Origin of the sequence: Coprococcus sp. AM11-30B (genome assembly GCF_027674365.1) — a bacterium.
Taxonomy (GTDB): Bacteria; Bacillota; Clostridia; order Lachnospirales; family Lachnospiraceae; genus Allocoprococcus; species Allocoprococcus comes.
Genome location: NZ_JAQDVB010000003.1, coordinates 19,638 through 38,733, shown reverse-complemented (window position 1 = coordinate 38,733; position 19,096 = coordinate 19,638). Strand labels below are relative to the sequence as shown.

Below are 19,096 nucleotides of genomic sequence, written 5' to 3'. Positions count from 1 at the left end.
GGGAATGCCGCTGGGGATTTGTGATATACTGAGTTTGGCTTCTTTAACGGTGTATGATGACTATAAACTTCAAAAATAAAAAATGAATCAACGAGTCTAACATTTAATTAGGAAAAGGATTAGGAGATAAATAAATATGAAAAAAGTTCTGATACTTGGGTGTCCCGGTGCGGGGAAAAGTACATTTGCAAGAAAAATCAGAGACAAAACAGGACTTCCATTGTATTATCTTGATATGATCTGGCATAAGCCGGACAGGACAACGATAACAAAGCAGGAATTCGATGCAAAATTATCTGAGATTATAAAGCAGGAAGAATGGATTATCGATGGTAATTATGGAAGAACACTTGAAAGGCGTTTTGAAGAATGTGATACGGTATTCTTTTTAGATCTGCCAACAAATGTGTGTCTTGCGGGCGCGGAAGGGCGTATTGGAAGTGAAAGAGAAGATATGCCATGGCAGGAAGAAGAACTGTCAGCAGAATTCAGAGATTTTATTATCAATTTTTCAAGGGATGAAATACCGGAAATCAATGAGATGTTAAGAAAATATAAGAATAAAAATATTATTATATTCAAATCGCGGGAAGAGATAGATGCATGGAAATGAGTTCAGGATGCAGATCGACTTGATGCGCTTGGAGCAATCGGTATTGCGAGAGCATTTGCGTATGGAGGAAATCATAACCGGGAAATGTATAATCCTGATATTCTTCCAAGGATTGGGATGAATAAAGTACAATATCAAAATGGAACTACGACTTCGATCAATCATTTTTATGAAAAATTATTTTTACTGAAAGATTTAATGAATACGGATAGTGCCAGAAAAATTGCAGAAAGAAGAGAAAAATTCATGACGACATACATAGAAGAATTTATGCTTGAATGGAATTGTGAGGAAGAAATATGCTAGAGGTCAGATTTTATGACAAAATAGAAGATTCGCAATTAGATTTTGCTGTAATCATTGCCAGAACTGGCGAAAAATGGGTATTTTGCAAACACAAAGAAAGGGATACCTACGAAGTGCCTGGAGGACACAGAGAAGCAGGAGAGACCATTGAAGAAGCGGCAAATCGAGAATTAAAAGAAGAAACAGGAGCGGTGGACTTTAAGATCGAGCCAGTTTGCGTATATTCCGTAAAAGGGAAAACGAGAGTCAACAAAGATGAAGAAAAAGAGACCTTTGGAATGCTTTATGTGGCAGATATTTTTTCATTTGAAGAGATACATAGTGAAATTGAGAAAATTGTCATATGCGATGAACTGATAAAAGACTGGACATATCCTTTAATTCAGCCGAAGCTGATTGAAGAAGCGGCAAGAAGAGGGCACGTTTGATAATGTAGCTGCATGCAGATATGCGATCCTGTCTTACGATATAGGAAATCGGGATTCTTTTACAATGGAAGAATATTCCGTGGTAAATCTTTTTGCCTTGTAAATAATAAGAAATTGACGAAAATTACCGGGGGTATAATAAGCTTACGCTTTTATTTAAAGGTGAAGTGTAATGAACAGGGAGAAAAAGAGATGAAGAGAAAGAAAGTGCGAAGGAACAAAACGAGACAAACTATGAGTGGTATGTTGAAAATAATCCGCAGGAAGGAGATCTGGCAGGAGCCATTTATGAAGGAATCGCAGAATTCTTGAATGGACTGGATGATGCGGAGCGAGCAGAAGTTTTGTATGATGTTTATGCAGCAAATGTTTATCAGAATGGAAACGGAGAAGATGAACAGGGCAGAGTACTTCATAGGATGTTTGATCAGGTGATTATTGAGAATGTTTCTTTTAAATAAACAGTAAGAAGATAAAAGACAGGGAGTTGCCGCTTGTAACGACAAAAATCGTGAAGAGGTAACTCGCTGTTCGTTTTTTGCTTAACGGAAAAAATCTTACTTCAGCAGATAAGAAGAAATATCTGATTTTGGAGTAAAAGGAGGTAAGGAGGATATTTAACATGAGGCTTGCGATGATACAAATGTCAAATTCGGGAAGTGTAGAAAAGAATATGGAAAAAAGTCTGCATGCGATTGCAGAAGCAGCAGAAAAGGGAGCAGAGCTTGTGCTGTTCCCGGAAGTGCAGCTTACGGAATTTTTTCCGCAATATCTAGGAAGGGATGTAAGCAGTTATTCCGTATCTATAGAAGATGAGATTGTAAAAAAATTCTGTGATGCCTGCAAAAAGCATCAGATTATGGCAGTGCCAAACTTATATCTGCGGGAAGCAAATGGTACATACGATGCGAGTATTCTGATCGACCGCAGTGGAGAAGTCATAGGAATACAGAAAATGGTGCATGTTGCGCAGGTAGAGCAGTTTTATGAGCAGGATTATTATACCCCGTCAGATGATGGATTTCATGTCTTTAACACGGAATTCGGAAAGATCGGGATTGTGGTATGTTTTGACAGACATTACCCGGAAAGCATCCGGACGGAAAGCCTGCAGGAGGCAGATTTGATCTTGATCCCGACGGTGAATACCAAAGCAGAGCCTTCGGAAAAGTTTGAATGGGAGGTACGTGTACAGGCATTTCAGAACAGTGTGGCGATCGCAATGTGTAACCGTGTTGGGGTGGAAGGGGAGATGGATTTTGCTGGGGAGTCTATGGCTGTCGATGCAAATGGAGAGATTCTTGCCCGGGCAGATGACACAGAGCAGATTGTGTATGTGGATATTAACTTGGAGAAATCCGGGAAAGTGCGGGAGAAAAGACCTTATACTCGGCTTAGGAGAAAAGAGTTTTATGTATAATGTGGCGGAATCGTGTCAAAATATGATTGCTTGCATTAAAAAATGACACGATTGACACAATTGACACGATTGTATATAATATAAATATATTATATGATTTGAGGAGGGCATAAAATGATTTTTCGGGAAAGTGAAACAGTAGAGCTTAAAGAAGTAGTAGTTGATGACATAAAAAAAGAAATTATTGCCTTTGCAAATTGTAATGGTGGCAAGTTATATATTGGTGTACAGGATGATGGTACGGTAGTTGGTCTTGATAATCCAGATGGCACTGCATTGCAGATCAGTAATATGGTCAGAGATGCGATCAAACCGGATATCACAATGTTTTTACATTATGAGACATTAGAAGAAGATGGAAAAAAGATTGTTGTTGTAGATATTCAACGTGGAACGGATCGCCCTTATTATATTGCAAAAAAAGGAATGCGACCAGAAGGAGTCTATGTCAGACAGGGATATTCAGCTGTTCCTGCTACAGATGCGGCAATCCGCCAGATGATTAAAGAGACAGATGGAGATCGTTTTGAATCTATGCGTAGTCTGAATCAGGAACTGACTTTTGAAGTGGCAGAGAAAGAATTTCAGCTTCGTAAGGTTGAGTTTGGGATACAGCAGATGCGGACATTGAAACTGATTGATAAGGATGGACTTTACAGTAATCTTGCAATGCTTTTATCGGATCAGTGTGTACACACGATTAAAGTAGCTGTTTTTCAGGGAAAGGATCAGACGGTATTTAAAGACCGTAGAGAATTTTCAGGGGCATTGATGAAACAGATGAATGATGTCTACGATTATATTGATTTTCATAATCAGACACATGCAACAATTGAAAAGTTGCTGCGGATAGATGTCAGGGATTATCCTGAAATCGCTGTCAGAGAAGCATTGTTAAATTTGCTGGTTCACAGGGATTATGCGTTTAGTGCAAGTGCATTGATCAGTATTTATGAAGACCGGATGGAATTTATATCAATCGGAGGATTGATGCCTGGAATTGAGCTGGAGGATGTGATGGCAGGTATTTCTATATGCAGAAATCCGGATCTTGCAAATGTCTTTTACCGGTTGCATTTAATCGAAGCATATGGTACTGGAATCAGTAAGATTATAGGGGCTTACGCTGATATGGCAGAAAAACCTGTTATTGAGACGACGAGAAATACTTTTAAAATTGTATTACCGAATATCAATGTGCTATGTGAAAAAACAGATACGCCGGAGTCGGAAGTGAAGGATGAAAAGAATCCAGAAACGGATGAGGAGGATACACAGAAATTAAGCGATGAGGAAGAAAAAGTTCTGGAGTATGCCGAAAATTGTGAGGATTTTACAAAGAACGATGTTGTGAGTCTGCTTAAAGTAAGTGCATCAACTGCAGCAAGAGTGATAAGAGGACTTGTGGAAAAGAATTTCCTGAAACGGAATGGAAAAGCGAGAAGCACCTATTATACACTTCAAAAATATTAAAATAGAAACAATACGAGAGAACCTGTGGATGAAAAGCTTGCAGGTTCTCTTTTGGCTTTCATAGGAAATCTTGAGAAAATTTCTGTTAAGTAAAAGATACTACGTGCCAGGATGCATTCATTGTTGTATATATAAAATTTTAAAATGAGAAAAATTCTTCTTGCAATATACCCTGATGGGGTATATAATGACCCTCGTAAAGAGGAAAGATAAGAGGTGAGACGCATGGAAGAAAAGAAAGAATGTTGTCACTGTCATAAGACGAAAGAGCGTTCTGAAAAGGAATACAAGGACATGATCAACCGCCTGAACCGGATTGAAGGGCAGGTCAGAGGTGTGAAGCGTATGGTAGAAGAAGATGCGTACTGTCCGGATATTCTGATTCAGGTGTCGGCAATCAATGCGGCGCTCAACAGTTTTAATAAAGTCCTTCTGGCGAATCATATCCGTACCTGTGTGGCAGAGGATATCCGCGAGGGAAAAGATGAGACGATCGATGAGCTGGTTGTAACGCTTCAGAAACTGATGAAATAACAGGATTGTTATAGATTTTCAGGTGAAAAGCGCAGGAAAATTTTTACAATATAAAAATGGCAGATAAAGCCAAAAAGTGAGGTGGATTTTTGTGGAACAATATACAGTAACAGGAATGAGCTGTGCGGCATGCAGCAGCAGAGTGGAAAAGGCAGTATCGAAGGTATCGGGAGTTACCAGCTGTTCGGTCAGTCTTCTGACGAATTCCATGGGAGTAGAAGGGACCGCATCCCAGTCGGAGATCATTGCGGCTGTTGAGGCAGCAGGATACGGTGCTTCGGTAAAAGGAGCAGATGCAGGAGCCAAAAAGGGCGCAGCAATGGACGAGGATGCCCTGAAAGACAGGGAGACACCGATTATGAAGCGTCGTCTGATCGCATCACTGTGTTTTCTGATTCCACTGATGTACATTTCCATGGGTCATATGATGTGGAACTGGCCACTGCCGGGATTTCTGGCTGGCAATCATGTAGCAATGGGACTGATCCAGCTGTTATTTACCGGAATTATCATGGTGATCAACCAGAAGTTCTTCATCAATGGATTTAAGGGACTCCTTCATGGTGCACCGAACATGGATACTCTGGTTGCACTGGGATCAGGGGCATCCTTTGTATACAGCACCTATGCATTGTTTGCAATGACCGATGCACAGATGAAGATGGATATGGAAGGCGTCATGTCTTATATGCATGAGTTCTATTTTGAATCAGCAGCCATGATCTTGACGCTTATCACAGTCGGAAAGATGCTGGAAGCGCATTCCAAAGGAAAGACAACAGATGCATTAAAGAGTTTGATGAAGCTGGCTCCGAAGACAGCTGTTGTCCTGAAAAATGGTGTGGAGACAGAGGTTTCCATCGATCAGGTGAAAAAAGGCGATATCTTTGTAGTAAGACCGGGTGAAAATATACCGGTAGACGGTATCGTGCTGGAAGGAACCAGTGCAGTCAATGAAGCAGCACTTACCGGAGAGAGTATTCCGGTTGATAAAGCAGAAGGTGACAAGGTATCTGCTGCAACCATGAACCAGTCCGGTTTCCTCAAATGCGAGGCAACCAGAGTTGGGGAAGATACCACACTTTCACAGATCATTCAGATGGTCAGTGATGCGGCGGCAACCAAAGCACCGATCGCAAAGATTGCAGACCGTGTATCCGGGATATTTGTGCCGGCGGTTATTACGATTGCAGTGATTACAATTATCGTATGGTTGATCGCAGGTCAGAGTGTTGGATTCGCACTGGCAAGAGGTATTTCCGTACTCGTTATCAGTTGCCCTTGCGCACTGGGACTTGCCACACCGGTTGCCATTATGGTTGGTAACGGAATGGGCGCAAAGAACGGAATCATGTTCAAGACGGCGGTATCTCTGGAAGAGACCGGTAAAATGCAGATCGTAGCTTTGGACAAGACCGGAACCATCACAAGCGGGGAACCGAAAGTAACGGATATGATACCGGCAGAGGGTATCTCGGAGGAAGAACTTTTGGGATTTGCTTATGCACTGGAAAGAAAGAGCGAGCACCCACTGGCACATGCAATTTTGCAGGAAGCCCAAGAGCGCAGACTGGATGCGGAGGAAGTAGAAGACTTCCAGGCAGTACTTGGAAACGGACTTTCCGCAGTTCTTGCAGGAAAGACGATTTATGGTGGAAATAAGAAATTTATCCAGACAAAGACTTCTGTGGATGCAGGAACGCTGAAAAAGGCAGAAGATCTGGCGGCAGAAGGAAAGACGCCTTTGTTCTTTGCGAAAGAAGATCAGCTGATCGGAATCATTGCGGTAGCAGACGTCATCAAAGAGGACAGTCCAAAGGCAGTCAAAGAACTGCAGAATATGGGAATCCATGTGGTAATGCTGACCGGTGACAATGAGAGAACCGCAAAAGCGATCGGACGTCAGGCGGGTGTAGATGAAGTCATCGCAGACGTTCTTCCGGACGGAAAAGAAGCCGTTATCCGGAAATTAAAGAAAAAAGGAAAAGTTGCCATGGTTGGTGACGGAATCAATGACGCGCCGGCACTTACCAGAGCCGATATGGGAATTGCGATTGGTGCAGGAACCGATATCGCGATCGATGCAGCAGACGTTGTTCTGATGAAAAGCCGTTTAAGTGATGTACCGGCAGCCATTCGTATGAGTAAAGCAACTTTAAGAAATATCCATGAGAACCTGTTCTGGGCATTCTTCTACAATGTGATCGGAATCCCGCTTGCAGCAGGTATCTGGTATCCAATCTCCGGATGGAAATTAAATCCGATGTTTGGCGCAGCAGCTATGAGTCTTTCAAGCTTCTGTGTCGTAACCAATGCACTTCGTCTGAACTGGTTTAAAATGTATGATGCCAGCAAAGATAAGAAGATAAAGTCAAAAGTCAAAGAAATAGAGGAGGAAAAGACAATGACAAAAACAATGAAAATCGAAGGTATGATGTGTGGACACTGTGAGGCAACCGTAAAGAAAACTCTGGAAGCAATCGAAGGAGTAGAGGCGGCAGAAGTAAGCCATGAAAATGGAACAGCGGTAGTAACACTTGCGGCAGAAGTAGCTGATGAGGTACTGAAAAAAGCTGTTGAAGACAAAGATTACAAGGTGACAGGGATTGAGTAGGTTTAAGTCTGAAAAATAAAGATTGTTAGAAATTACAATACTATAAAGAAGAAAAACATGGAGAAAACCATTATTTTGATTGATTTATTATGAAAAAAACAATCAAAATAATGGTTCATAAAAAAATAAAAAAAGTGTTGACACCATATAAAATCTGTGGTAAATTATAACTTGCGTAAAGCGAACAACAAAGAAGAGTATCCACTCTCACCTTAGCGCAATCGGGCGACTAACGGTTTGATATTGAATTTATAATACCGAATATAAGTATTGTATGCAATAGATAGTGGATAGTCTGCAGCTATTCACTATTTTTTATTTATTGGAGGTGCACAACAATTAGCGATTTAATGATTAACGAACAAATCCGCGACAGAGAGGTACGCGTGGTTAGCGAGAGTGGGGAACAGTTAGGAATAATGTCAGCAAGAGAGGCTATGAAGCTGGCACAGGAAGCGGAACTGGATCTGGTTAAAATCGCTCCGACAGCGAAACCGCCGGTTTGTAAGATTATCGATTATGGTAAGTACAGATACGAACAGGCAAGAAAAGAAAAAGAAGCAAAGAAAAAACAGAGAACTGTCGAGGTTAAGGAAGTGCGTCTTTCACCAAATATTGACACCAACGACCTGAACACGAAGATGAATAATGCTAGAAAATTTATCTCAAAAGGAAATAAAGTAAAGGTTACACTTCGTTTCCGTGGTAGAGAGATGGCTCATATGCAGCAGAGTAAACATATTCTTGACGATTTTGCTGAGAAGATGAAAGATGTTGCTGTCATTGAAAAGCCGGCAAAACTTGAAGGCAGAATCCTGAGCATGGTTTTAACTGAAAAACGTTAAAAATAAATTATCTATATTAAGGAGGAAAACATCATGCCAAAAATTAAAACAAATAGAGCTGCTGCAAAGCGCTTCAAAACAACAGCTACAGGTAAACTTAAAAGAAACAAAGCTTACAAGAGCCATATCTTAACAAAGAAGTCTACTAAGAGAAAAAGAAATCTTAGACAGTCAACTATCACAGATTCTACAAATGTAAAGAACATGAAGAAAGTTTTACCATATCTCTAAGATTTGGCAGGAAAGATAGAAGGAGGATTAAGTAATGGCAAGAATTAAAGGCGGAATGAACGCTAAGAAGAAACACAATAGAACTTTAAAACTGGCTAAAGGATACAGAGGAGCTCGCTCTAAACAGTACAGAGTTGCAAAACAGTCTGTAATGAGAGCCCTTACATCAGCATACGCAGGAAGAAAGCAGAAAAAACGTCAGATGCGTCAGCTTTGGATCGCTCGTATCAACGCAGCTGCAAGAATGAATGGTCTTTCTTACAGCAAGCTTATGCACGGACTTAAAGTTGCCGGTGTAGATATGAACAGAAAGATGCTCGCTGAAATGGCAGTTAATGATGCAGCTGGATTCGCAGCTGTAGCTGAAGTTGCTAAAAAGGCACTTGCATAATTAAATCAGACGATTTCGTATAGAGTTTGAGAGAAGAGGGAAAACCTTGTGGAGAGAATCCGCAAGGTTTTTTTACGTGGATTGTTGTTATAACAACAGAATAGAATGCGGTTGTAAGCTAAAATAAGTTGGTAAAGTTAAAGGAATACAAATTTTTCGAATAGGAGGATATAAAGGAATATGATTCGTAGAATTATTCAGATAGATGAGGAGAAGTGTAACGGGTGTGGAGCTTGTGCAAAGGCCTGCCATGAGGGGGCTATTTCTATGGTAAATGGGAAAGCAAAGCTGATGAGAGATGATTATTGCGACGGGCTGGGAGACTGTTTGCCGAATTGTCCGGTGGATGCCATTCATTTTGTAGAGCGTGAGGCGGCGGCTTATGATGCGGAGGCTGTGAAGCAGAATATGCTTAAAAAGCAGCAGGAAGAGGCTGCAAAGCAGAATGCGGGAGAAGGACCGAAAGCACCGGTAAAACCATTTGCAGGGGGATGTCCTGGATCCCGTATGCGTATGATGAACAGAGGGGGAAGTACGCAGAATGCGGAGAGCGAAGAGAAAGGCAGGGAGACGGCGAAAAGTGTGAATAAGAGTATGCTTTCCCAGTGGCCGGTACAGATTAAGCTTGCACCGGTAAATGCACCGTATTTTGACGGGGCGAAGCTTCTGATCGCCGCAGACTGCAGTGCCTATGCTTATGGAGATTTTCATAATCGTTTTATTAAAGGGCATGTGACTTTGATCGGATGTCCAAAGCTGGATAATGTGGATTATTCGGAGAAGCTGACGGAGATTATTAAGAATAATAATATTAAGAGTGTGACGATTGTGCGGATGGAAGTACCTTGTTGTGGCGGACTTGAGCTGGCGGCTAAGAAAGCGCTTCAGGAAAGCGGTAAATTTATTCCGTGGCAGGTCGTGACCTTATCGCTTGACGGACAGATCCTTGATGAATAATATCAGTAAAGTAATTTCATTACGGAAAACAGCATATGAAATATGTTGCGGTAAATTTGTAGAGTCTGCAAAAGGGCAAAGAAAAAGGCTGAAAAGTTATAAACTTTTCGGCCTTTTCTGACGCATTTACTAATGTGTTCGTACATATTCTTTGATTGCGTTAAAGCTTTCTCTGCTGATCACGTGCTCCATCTGGCAGGCATCATCTGTAGCGATTTCTTCTGGGACACCGAGTTCGATCAGCCATTTTGAAATAAATTCATGCCGTTCATAGATCATGTTCGCGATCTCTTTTCCTGAATCGGTCAGATAGATAAAACCTGCATCTGTTACGGTAATATGATTCTCCTGACGAAGTTTCTTCATGGCGATACTGACGCTTGATTTTTTGAAACCAAGTTCATTTGCGATATCTACGGAGCGTACGACAGGTAATTTTTTACTTAACATCAATATTGCTTCAAGATAATTTTCGGATGATTCATTTTTAGCCATTTATTCCGGTCACCTCACTATTCATTCTTATACCTTATAGGATACCATGGATTGTATTTTTTTTCAAATAATATTGTTCTGTAAATGCGCTTTTTGTGCAAAAGTAGAAGTTATAACTATTAAAAGTAAGCATTAAACAGTAAAAATGAGAAAGGAAAAACAAAGGTTTTTTAAAACTTAAAAAAACACTTGACAACGCACAAATGTTAGCATATACTAACTATTGAACCGAAGTTGGTAATGAAAAAAATTATCATTCGAAATTCCAAATACGCAAAAGAACAGGAGGTAGGGATTATGCCTTTAACGATGGCGAATATTGGTGAAGTAAATGAGATCAAGAGAATTGGTGGAAATGAAGAAACAAGGCGATTCCTTGCGAATCTCGGATTTGTAGCAGGTGCAGAGATTACAGTTGTTTCTGCAATCGGTGGTAACGTGATCGTGAACATCAAGGATTCACGTGTTGCGGTTAATTCTGATATGGCGCGGCATATTATGATCTAGCCTCTGGCTGGTCGGCGGGTCCGCTGTATATATATTCTGTATTACGAAGCTTAAAGGAAAGGAGATATACAACAATGACTTTAGGTGATGCAAAGGTTGGAAGCACTGTTGTTGTGACCAAGATTGAAGGAGACGGAGCTTACAAACGCCGTATTATGGACATGGGCATAACAAAAGGAAGCGAGCTGTACATCAGAAAAGTTGCGCCTCTCGGCGATCCTGTTGAGATTACTGTAAGAGGATATGAACTTACAGTAAGAAAGGATGATGCACAGTGTGTGCAGGTAAAATAGCATATACATAATTATGCATGAGAGTAGTACAACAAGGAGGTAAAAAGGAATGGCAATTAAAATTGCACTTGCCGGAAACCCGAACTGCGGTAAAACTACCATGTTTAACGCACTCACAGGAGCCAACCAGTATGTTGGTAACTGGCCAGGGGTTACTGTAGAGAAAAAAGAGGGTAAATTAAAAAGTAAAAAGACAAAGGAAGAAGTTATCGTAACTGACCTTCCGGGTATCTATTCAATGTCTCCATATACACTGGAAGAGGTTGTCAGCCGTGATTATGTGCTGAAAGAAAATCCGGATGTGATCATTGATCTGGTGGATGCAACCAATATTGAACGTAACCTGTATCTGACAACTCAGCTGATCGAGACAGGTGTTCCGGTTGTTATTGCGCTGAATATGGCAGATCTTCTTGCGAAGAGAGGAATTAAGATTGATGTGAAGAGACTTTCAATGTTACTCGACTGTCCGATCATCGAGACATCTGCGCTGAAAGGTGAAGGACTTGACAAACTGATTGATGAAGCAGTAAAAGTTGCTAAGAAGTCAGAAATCGATCTTCCGAAAGATATCTTCTCGGCAGAACTGGAAGGTGCTGTGGCAGAAGTTAAGAGTGTTCTTCCGGATTCTGTTTCAGAAGAGAAGAAGAGATGGTACGCTGTTAAATTCCTTGAGAACGACAGCAAGGTAGTAGAGAGCATGAAACTTTCCGGTGCGGCAGCCCAGACGGTGGAAGCACAGAGAAAAGCTCTTGAAAAGAAACATGACGATGATATGGAAAGTATTGTAACAGACGAACGTTACAAATTCATCCAGAAGATTGTTTCAACAACTGTTCAGAAGGGAAAAGAAAAACTTACAACTTCTGACAAGATCGACCGTATCGTTACCAACCGGTTCCTCGGAATCCCGATCTTTATGCTGGTAATGTGGATCGTATATTATGTTTCTGTAACGACAGTCGGTACCTTTGTAACAGATTGGACAAATGATGTATTTGTAGTAGCAATTCAGGATGCAGCAACAAGCGCACTTTCAGCGATTGGTGCCGGTGACATGGTTATGGGACTTGTTGTTGATGGTATCATCGGTGGCCTTGGAGCCGTTCTTGGTTTCGTTCCACAGATGGCGATTCTGTTCCTTTTCTTGTCTATCCTTGAAGACTGTGGATACATGGTTCGTATCGCATTCGTCATGGACCGTGTGTTCAGACATTTCGGACTTTCGGGAAAGAGCTTTATCCCGCTTCTGATTTCATCAGGCTGCGGTATTCCTGGAATCATGGCTTCTAAGACTATTGAACAGGATAATGACAGACGTCTTACAATTATGACAGCAACTTTTATCCCGTGTGGAGCTAAGCTTCCGGTTATCGCTTTGATGGGTGGTGTTATTTCCGGTGAAGTAGCAGGATATCAGGAAAGTTCATTTATCGCACCGCTTATGTATTTCATTGGAATTGTTGCAGTACTTGTGGCTGCGATCATTCTGAAGAAGACAAAACCGTTCTCAGGAAAACCGGCACCGTTCGTAATGGAACTTCCACAGTACCATATTCCACAGGCTAAGACAGTTCTCCTTCATGTATGGGAAAGACTGAAAGGCTTCATCATCAAAGCCGGAACAATCCTGTTCCTTGCCTGCGTCGTAATGTGGTTCCTTGGCGGATTCGGATTTGTAGACGGAAGCTTTGGCATGGTAGAAGACAGCGCAGACAGTCTTATGGCAATGATTGGTGGCGTGATCGCACCGCTCTTTGCACCACTTGGATTTGGCGAGTGGCAGCCGGTAGCAGCTTCTATCTCTGGATTTACAGCAAAAGAAGCAATTGTTTCAACAATGGGTGTACTTGCAAATGTATCTGGTGATACAGAAGATGCAGTGAACGTAGCAGCTGGTGTTGCATCTTGGTTCCCAAGCTCAATTGCAGCATTTACATTCCTGATGTTCAACCTTCTTGATTCTCCTTGCCTTGCAGCAATTGCTACAATGGCACAGCAGATGCAGTCAAGAAAATGGTTCTGGTTCGCAATTCTCTTCCAGAACATCTTCGCTTACATCGTATGCCTCTGTGTATATCAGATCGGTTCATTCGTAACAGGCGGAGCATTCGGAGTTGGTACAGCAGTTGGATTCCTTTTCCTTATCGTAATCCTTTTCATGCTGTTCAGACCAGATCCGTATAAAAATCAGAAAGTTTATTCAAAACGTTCTGTAAACGCATAAGATTTATAAGAACTTTAAGGCGGAAGCCGGATGCAGAAGCCTGTGTCCGGCTTCCAGTGTAAAAGAAAGAACAGGTGAAGGTTTATGATCGCTAATATTGTGATACTCGCACTGATTGCAGGATATTGTATTTTTCTGATCCGTAAAGGATATAAAAACCATAAAGAAGGGAAACCTGTCGGATGCGCGGGCTGTAGCGGAAATTGCAGTTCCTGCAGCGGATGCAGCAGTAAGACCGCACCGAAGAAGGAAGACTGAAAGGCGGGAAGAATATGGGAAATTCATCAGGCTCTATGTTCTATGCTTTCGGTGCAATCCTGATCATTTATCTCGTAGGAGTCAGTATTTATCAATTGGTCTTGTGGATAAAGAAATGGCGTGAACGCCGGAAGGATGAGGAATAACATGGTTGATGCAATTATTATTCTGATCGTGATCGTACTTCTTATTTTTGCATTAAAGGGTACGCTGAAACATTTTAAAGGGGAAAGTCCTTGCTGTGGTGGCGGATCCGAAACGATCGTGACAGACATTGAAGATAAGATGCTGGATAACCCGGCAATCGGTAAAAAGACAGTGAAGATTTCCGGTATGCATTGTGAGCATTGTGTAAAATGTGTAACGGAAGCGATCAACAAAATCGAAGGTGCATCTGCAAAGGTGAATCTCAAAAAAGAAGAAGCGGTTGTAAGCTATGACAGAGAAATCGATGATGATGATCTGAAAAAAGCTGTCGAGGAAGCAGGATTTAAGGTAGTTGATATCAGAGCCTAACAGGTGACAGCATGGAAAGGGGCTATCATGGACGCGAAAGAAAGAATAATCGAGCAGCTGAAAAGAAGTGGCTGCAGGGTTACGAAGCAGCGGCTCATGCTGATCGATATTATTTTGGAAGGAAAATGTAATTGCTGCAAGGAAATTTATTATCAGGCGTCTCAGAAGGATCCGAGTATCGGACCGGCGACGGTATACCGTATGGTCAATACGCTGGAACAGATCGGAGCAATCAGTCGCAAGAATATGTACCGTATTTCGGATAAGGGCTGTAAAATGGAATACATGATCGAGCTGGAGGACGGAACAGTTCTTGATCTTCCGGAGGATAAATGGACGGCAGTGATCAAATCTGGTCTGGATGCCTGTGGATTTTCGGGTGGACAGAATGTGAGAAACATCACACTCAAAGAAGCATAATATTGTAAAAAAACGTTCTGAAACGGAACGGTTCGGATATGGAGGCAGGTACCGTGGTTGTATCTGTCTCTTTAAGATACCGGGAAATGAGTTTCTTCTATATAAATATGGATATAGATAACTGTGAAAAGTTGTGTAAAAATTAAGGTGAAAATAGCGAATTCGTGTCAGATATAATGAAAAAAAGTTTGACAAAACTGATTTTACGCAAAAGTGAGAAAATTTATCAGAAGCAAAAAAAGACTGGAAATTTTCAGATTCGTGTCATATAATAGGCGTTAATGAAAAAACAGGAGGTACATAGATATGTTTGATATTACTAAAGTAAATTGGAAAAAGGTTGGAATTTTTGCATCAGGAGTTCTTTTTGGAACAGCTGGAATCAAAGCGCTTTCAAGCAAGGATGCTAAGAACGTGTACACAAATTGCACAGCAGCAGTTCTTCGCGCAAAAGACTGTGTTATGAAAACAGCTACAAATATCCAGGAAAATGCAGAGGATATTTACGCTGAAGCTAAGAACATCAACGAAGAAAGAGCTGCTGAAATGGAAGAATTTTCTGATGCAGATACAGCAGCAGAGGCTGAAGAAGCTGAAAATACAGAGTTCAACGAAGTAACAGAGTAAGAGGCGCACTGAACGTGAAGTTTACAATTAAACATGAAATGAAAGGCCGGATGAGAGTCCGGCTTTCTCAAAAAAGAATGACATATGAACAGGCTGATATATTACAGTATTATCTGCTCTGCAATGAATCAGTCAAATTAGCAAAGGTATATGACAGAACCTGTGATGCAGTCATTAATTATACCGGCGACAAAAAAGAGGTAATCCGTCTTCTGCAGGAATTTCACTATCAGACAGTGGAAGTTCCGGCAGACGTACTTGCAACTTCCGGTCGTGAAGTGAATGCGCAGTATCAGGAAAAGCTGTTCAATAAAGTAGTATTTCATTATGCAAGAAAATGGTTCCTTCCGTATCCACTGAATGCATGCTATACATCGGTCATGTCACTGAAGTATATCTGGAAGGGAATCAAGTGTCTGTGGGCACGCAAAATTGAGGTTCCGGTGCTGGATGCGACTGCAATCGGTGTATCCGTTGCACGTGGGGATTTCAGTACAGCCGGATCCGTCATGTTCCTGCTTGGAATCGGTGAGATTCTGGAAGAGTGGACACATAAGAAATCCGTAGATGACCTGGCAAGGACCATGTCTCTGAACGTAAGTAAGGTATGGCTGAAGACAGAAGATCAGGAAGTTCTGGTTCCTGCATCCAAGATAAAAGCTGGAGACCGAATTGTGATTCGTATGGGAACTGTGATTCCGTTTGACGGCGATATCGTGGATGGTGAAGCGATGATCAATCAGGCATCTCTTACCGGAGAGTCAGTGTCTGTCCGCAAGACGGTTGGAAGCTATGCATATGCAGGAACGGTGGTCGAAGAAGGTGAGATCACAGTCGGAGTCAAACAGGTAAGCGGAAACAGCCGCTTTGATAAGATCGTTACGATGATTGAAGAATCTGAGAAGTTAAAATCAGGAGTAGAAAGCAAGGCAGAACATCTTGCAGACAGGCTTGTACCGTATTCACTTGGTGGAACAGCTCTTACCTATCTGCTGACGAGAAATGTCACAAAGGCCCTTTCAATCCTGATGGTAGATTTTTCGTGTGCCCTTAAGCTTTCAATGCCGATTTCGGTGCTGTCTGCAATTCGTGAAGCAAACCTTTACAATATTACCGTAAAGGGCGGAAAGTATCTGGAAGCTGTGGCAGAGGCAGATACGATCGTATTTGACAAGACTGGTACACTTACAAAAGCAACACCTACCGTGGTGGATGTGGTTCCCTTTGATGGAAGAACACCGGATGAACTGCTCCGTATTGCAGCGTGTCTGGAAGAACATTTTCCACATTCTATGGCAAAAGCAGTAGTAAATGCAGCAAAAGAGAAAAATCTGGATCATGAGGAAATGCATTCCAAGGTAGAGTATGTGGTTGCACATGGCATTTCTACAACGATTGATGATAGAAATGTAATTATCGGAAGCTCTCATTTTGTATTTGAAGATGAAAAATGTACAATTCCGGAAGGAAAACAGGAGTTATTTGACAGTCTTCCGGAAGAATATTCACATCTGTATCTTGCAATCGAGAATCAGCTTGCAGGAGTGATCTGTATTGAAGATCCATTGAGAGAAGAGGCGAAGACAGTAGTTGCCGAGCTCAAGAAAACAGGATTTGGAAAGATTGTTATGATGACAGGTGACAGCGACCGTACAGCTTCGGCGATCGCAAAGCGTGTCGGTGTAGATGAATATTATTCAGAAGTACTGCCGGAAGATAAGGCTGCGTTTGTAGAAAAAGAAAAAGCAGCCGGAAGAAAAGTTATTATGATCGGCGATGGTATCAATGATTCTCCGGCGCTTTCTGCGGCAGATGTGGGAATTGCGATCAGCAATGGCGCAGAGATTGCGCGTGAGATTGCAGATATTACGGTAGGCGCAGATGATCTTGGACAGATCGTGACCTTAAGACGTCTCAGCAATAAGCTGATGAAGAGAATTCAAAGTAATTACCGCTTTATCGTTGGATTCAATTCCGGTCTGATCGTACTTGGAGTAACCGGTGTGATTCAGCCGACGACATCAGCACTTTTACACAATACTTCAACCCTGGCAATTGGGCTGAAGAGTATGAAGAATCTTCTGTAAGGCAGAACAATGTAATGATAGCTCTAAACGTGGGGGGTGATTCTCTGAATCATGCCCCATTGCTGGATTAAGAGGCAAAATAGCGTTACTGTTCACTCCCGTGTCAATCACTACGCTGATTGGCACGGAGGATGCACGTTTTATCTTGAATGGCATCTCGCCCATCGCCAAAGGCGATTTAAAATGGCGAGATGCGTTGCTGGTCGCAGGTACTGTGAACAGTAACAAAATAGCAGATAGTATCTAAAAGGATAAGATTGACAAATGAAGGGATAATCCATACAATGATAAATAGATTGATAAAAGGGAGGAAGAAAAAAGCGTGAAAATTGATCTGTTTTCAATAGGAAAGTTTACGATACATGGATATGGACTGATGATCGCAATCGGTATCCTTTGTTGTGTGGCAATGGCTTCTTATCGCGCAAAAAAGAATGGACTGGATCCGGAAGCAATTGTGGATATTGGAATTTATGGTGTAATCGGCGGTTTTTTAGGTGCAAAAATTCTATATGTGATCGTGGAGTTTAAGACATTTATCAGGGATCCGAAGACGGTACTCGGTTCAGAAGGGTTTGTCGTATATGGTGGAATTATTGCCGGTTTTCTGACAGCAATTGTATATTGCAGAATCAAGAAGCTTTATTTTCTGGAATATTTTGATCTCGCTGTGGCAAGTATTTCGATGGCACAGGGATTTGGAAGAATCGGATGTTTTCTTGCAGGATGCTGCTATGGAAGGGAGACAACCTCCAGATTTGGTGTGATCTTCCCGGAAGGCGGGCTTGCTCCGGCAGGTGTAAAACTGATTCCTACACAGCTTATTTCGTCTGCAGGCGATTTCCTGATCATGATCGTGTTACTTCTATATTATAGAAAGAATAAAAAAGACGGTACACCGGGAAGTGTAGGTTTTCTGTATATGCTGCTGTATGGTGTAGGAAGATTCCTTGTTGAGTTTTTAAGAAATGATAACAGAGGGGGAGTTGGGATGTTCTCAACCTCCCAGTGGATCTCCATGGTGATCGTAGCAGGTGGAATTGTATTGTATCTGGTAAATAAAAAAAGGCATAAAAGGTAAGGAAGCAGAAGATGGAGCCAGATTCGTCCAGTGGACGAATGCCCTGCGCCGACGTAGCGAAGCGAAGACCTGAACCATGGGTTTAAGCTGTACGTTGGTATAAAAAAAGAATTTCTAACAAAAACGGAGAATTTGAAAAATGAAGGAAGCGGAAGATGGGGCCAGGTTCGTCCAGTGGACGAATGTCCTGCGCCGACCGTAGCGGAGCGAAGACCTGAACCATGGGTTTAAGCTGTACGTTGGTATAAAAAAAGAATTTCTAACAAAAACGGAGAATTTGAAAAATGAAGGAAGCGGAAGATGGGGCGCAATTCGTCCAGTGGACGAATGCCCTGCGCCGACCGTAGCGAAGCGAAGACCTGAACCATGGGTTCAGGTCACGCTTCGCTACTATAAAAAGGAACCTCTGATAAAATCAGAGGTTCCTTTTTATAATGCGGAAGATGGGACTTGAACCCACACAAGCGCAATGCTTACAAGATCCTTAGTCTTGCTCGTCTGCCAGTTCCGACACTTCCGCACAAACAATATTTAATTACCGGATTCGGATAAATCCGAATGCGGAAGATGGGACTTGAACCCACACAGGCGCAATGCCTACAAGATCCTTAGTCTTGCTCGTCTGCCAGTTCCGACACTTCCGCATATCACTCAGTGAGCTTTATTTTTTAACTGCTCGCCGCTGACAAAAGCTATAATACTATATTCCAAACACAAAGTCAACAAAAATTTAAAAGAAATTTTAATTCGCAATATATTACGAAAAATATCGA

Annotated in this window: 23 protein-coding genes and 2 tRNA genes; 22 read left to right on the top strand and 3 right to left on the bottom strand. The window is 41.8% G+C overall.

All coding sequences use genetic code 11. The annotated features are described in order from the left end of the window. Window positions 1-136 precede the first annotated feature (136 nt). The 12 genes from PGU50_RS02155 to PGU50_RS02100 all read left to right on the top strand — a co-directional run bounded on the left by PGU50_RS02155 (window position 137) and on the right by PGU50_RS02100 (window position 9,812). On the top strand, window positions 137-613 hold the full coding sequence (locus PGU50_RS02155) for an adenylate kinase (protein ID WP_270246069.1): 477 nt from the start codon (window positions 137-139) through the stop codon (window positions 611-613). A 117-nt stretch (window positions 614-730) separates the two neighbouring features. Further along, window positions 731-919 carry a hypothetical protein gene (locus PGU50_RS02150; protein WP_147326313.1) on the top strand — a complete coding sequence of 63 codons (189 nt, stop codon included), beginning with the start codon at window positions 731-733 and terminating at the stop codon, window positions 917-919. After that, entirely contained in the window at window positions 913-1,347 is a 435-nt protein-coding gene (locus PGU50_RS02145) for an NUDIX hydrolase (RefSeq protein ID WP_195250758.1), read from the top strand. The genes PGU50_RS02150 and PGU50_RS02145 overlap by 7 nt, the downstream gene beginning before the upstream one ends. Before the next feature lie 308 nt (window positions 1,348-1,655). Then, window positions 1,656-1,808 (top strand): hypothetical protein, encoded by a 153-nt coding sequence (locus tag PGU50_RS02140; protein WP_173824579.1) that lies wholly within the window; start codon window positions 1,656-1,658, stop codon window positions 1,806-1,808. A 161-nt stretch (window positions 1,809-1,969) separates the two neighbouring features. Next, entirely contained in the window at window positions 1,970-2,767 is a 798-nt protein-coding gene (locus PGU50_RS02135) for a carbon-nitrogen hydrolase family protein (protein ID WP_270246068.1), read from the top strand. A gap of 114 nt (window positions 2,768-2,881) precedes the next feature. Continuing rightward, a complete protein-coding gene (locus PGU50_RS02130; RefSeq protein ID WP_118198424.1) occupies window positions 2,882-4,240 on the top strand; it encodes an RNA-binding domain-containing protein in 1,359 nt (452 codons plus the stop codon). A gap of 225 nt (window positions 4,241-4,465) precedes the next feature. Further along, complete coding sequence (locus PGU50_RS02125) at window positions 4,466-4,774, top strand: metal-sensing transcriptional repressor (RefSeq protein WP_117833980.1); 309 nt, start codon at window positions 4,466-4,468, stop codon at window positions 4,772-4,774. Window positions 4,775-4,865: 91 nt separating this feature from the next. Continuing rightward, a complete protein-coding gene (locus tag PGU50_RS02120) occupies window positions 4,866-7,388 on the top strand; it encodes a heavy metal translocating P-type ATPase (RefSeq protein ID WP_270246067.1) in 2,523 nt (840 codons plus the stop codon). A 350-nt stretch (window positions 7,389-7,738) separates the two neighbouring features. Further along, window positions 7,739-8,233, top strand: a complete 495-nt coding sequence (gene infC, locus PGU50_RS02115) for a translation initiation factor IF-3 (protein ID WP_270246066.1) — start codon at window positions 7,739-7,741, stop codon at window positions 8,231-8,233. Window positions 8,234-8,266: 33 nt separating this feature from the next. After that, window positions 8,267-8,464, top strand: a complete 198-nt coding sequence (gene rpmI / locus PGU50_RS02110; protein ID WP_022220532.1) for a 50S ribosomal protein L35 — start codon at window positions 8,267-8,269, stop codon at window positions 8,462-8,464. Window positions 8,465-8,498: 34 nt separating this feature from the next. After that, window positions 8,499-8,855, top strand: a complete 357-nt coding sequence (gene rplT, locus PGU50_RS02105) for a 50S ribosomal protein L20 (protein ID WP_117556230.1) — start codon at window positions 8,499-8,501, stop codon at window positions 8,853-8,855. Between the two features lie 180 nt (window positions 8,856-9,035). Next, window positions 9,036-9,812, top strand: coding sequence for an ATP-binding protein (locus tag PGU50_RS02100; RefSeq protein WP_270246065.1), 777 nt, complete (start codon window positions 9,036-9,038; stop codon window positions 9,810-9,812). Between the two features lie 129 nt (window positions 9,813-9,941). Here PGU50_RS02100 and PGU50_RS02095 read toward each other — a convergent pair whose 3' ends face one another. After that, window positions 9,942-10,307: a metal-dependent transcriptional regulator gene (locus PGU50_RS02095; protein WP_008374860.1), complete on the bottom strand. Its 366-nt coding sequence runs from the start codon at window positions 10,305-10,307 to the stop codon at window positions 9,942-9,944. A 297-nt stretch (window positions 10,308-10,604) separates the two neighbouring features. Between PGU50_RS02095 and PGU50_RS02090 the strand changes: the two genes are divergently transcribed. From PGU50_RS02090 to PGU50_RS02045, 10 genes are all read left to right on the top strand, one after another. Continuing rightward, window positions 10,605-10,814 carry a FeoA family protein gene (locus tag PGU50_RS02090; RefSeq protein WP_022220531.1) on the top strand — a complete coding sequence of 70 codons (210 nt, stop codon included), beginning with the start codon at window positions 10,605-10,607 and terminating at the stop codon, window positions 10,812-10,814. A gap of 74 nt (window positions 10,815-10,888) precedes the next feature. Next, on the top strand, window positions 10,889-11,107 hold the full coding sequence (locus tag PGU50_RS02085; RefSeq protein WP_055260881.1) for a FeoA family protein: 219 nt from the start codon (window positions 10,889-10,891) through the stop codon (window positions 11,105-11,107). A gap of 49 nt (window positions 11,108-11,156) precedes the next feature. Beyond that, window positions 11,157-13,334: a ferrous iron transport protein B gene (gene feoB / locus PGU50_RS02080; protein ID WP_270246064.1), complete on the top strand. Its 2,178-nt coding sequence runs from the start codon at window positions 11,157-11,159 to the stop codon at window positions 13,332-13,334. A gap of 84 nt (window positions 13,335-13,418) precedes the next feature. Continuing rightward, on the top strand, window positions 13,419-13,592 hold the full coding sequence (locus tag PGU50_RS02075; protein ID WP_117823082.1) for a FeoB-associated Cys-rich membrane protein: 174 nt from the start codon (window positions 13,419-13,421) through the stop codon (window positions 13,590-13,592). A 14-nt stretch (window positions 13,593-13,606) separates the two neighbouring features. Continuing rightward, window positions 13,607-13,738 (top strand): hypothetical protein, encoded by a 132-nt coding sequence (locus tag PGU50_RS02070; RefSeq protein WP_270203598.1) that lies wholly within the window; start codon window positions 13,607-13,609, stop codon window positions 13,736-13,738. Between the two features lies 1 nt (window position 13,739). Beyond that, a complete protein-coding gene (locus PGU50_RS02065) occupies window positions 13,740-14,108 on the top strand; it encodes a heavy-metal-associated domain-containing protein (RefSeq protein WP_117556224.1) in 369 nt (122 codons plus the stop codon). A 27-nt stretch (window positions 14,109-14,135) separates the two neighbouring features. Continuing rightward, complete coding sequence (locus tag PGU50_RS02060; RefSeq protein ID WP_117823083.1) at window positions 14,136-14,528, top strand: Fur family transcriptional regulator; 393 nt, start codon at window positions 14,136-14,138, stop codon at window positions 14,526-14,528. 306 nt (window positions 14,529-14,834) lie between these two features. Then, window positions 14,835-15,155, top strand: a complete 321-nt coding sequence (locus PGU50_RS02055; RefSeq protein WP_008374872.1) for a DUF6110 family protein — start codon at window positions 14,835-14,837, stop codon at window positions 15,153-15,155. 14 nt (window positions 15,156-15,169) lie between these two features. Further along, window positions 15,170-17,242 (top strand): heavy metal translocating P-type ATPase, encoded by a 2,073-nt coding sequence (locus PGU50_RS02050; RefSeq protein WP_270246063.1) that lies wholly within the window; start codon window positions 15,170-15,172, stop codon window positions 17,240-17,242. A 322-nt stretch (window positions 17,243-17,564) separates the two neighbouring features. Next, window positions 17,565-18,323: a prolipoprotein diacylglyceryl transferase gene (locus tag PGU50_RS02045; protein ID WP_270246062.1), complete on the top strand. Its 759-nt coding sequence runs from the start codon at window positions 17,565-17,567 to the stop codon at window positions 18,321-18,323. 435 nt (window positions 18,324-18,758) lie between these two features. Here PGU50_RS02045 and PGU50_RS02040 read toward each other — a convergent pair. After that, window positions 18,759-18,843, bottom strand: a tRNA-Leu gene (locus PGU50_RS02040). A gap of 39 nt (window positions 18,844-18,882) precedes the next feature. Then, window positions 18,883-18,967: transfer RNA gene (locus tag PGU50_RS02035), tRNA-Leu, on the bottom strand. Window positions 18,968-19,096: the final 129 nt, after the last annotated feature.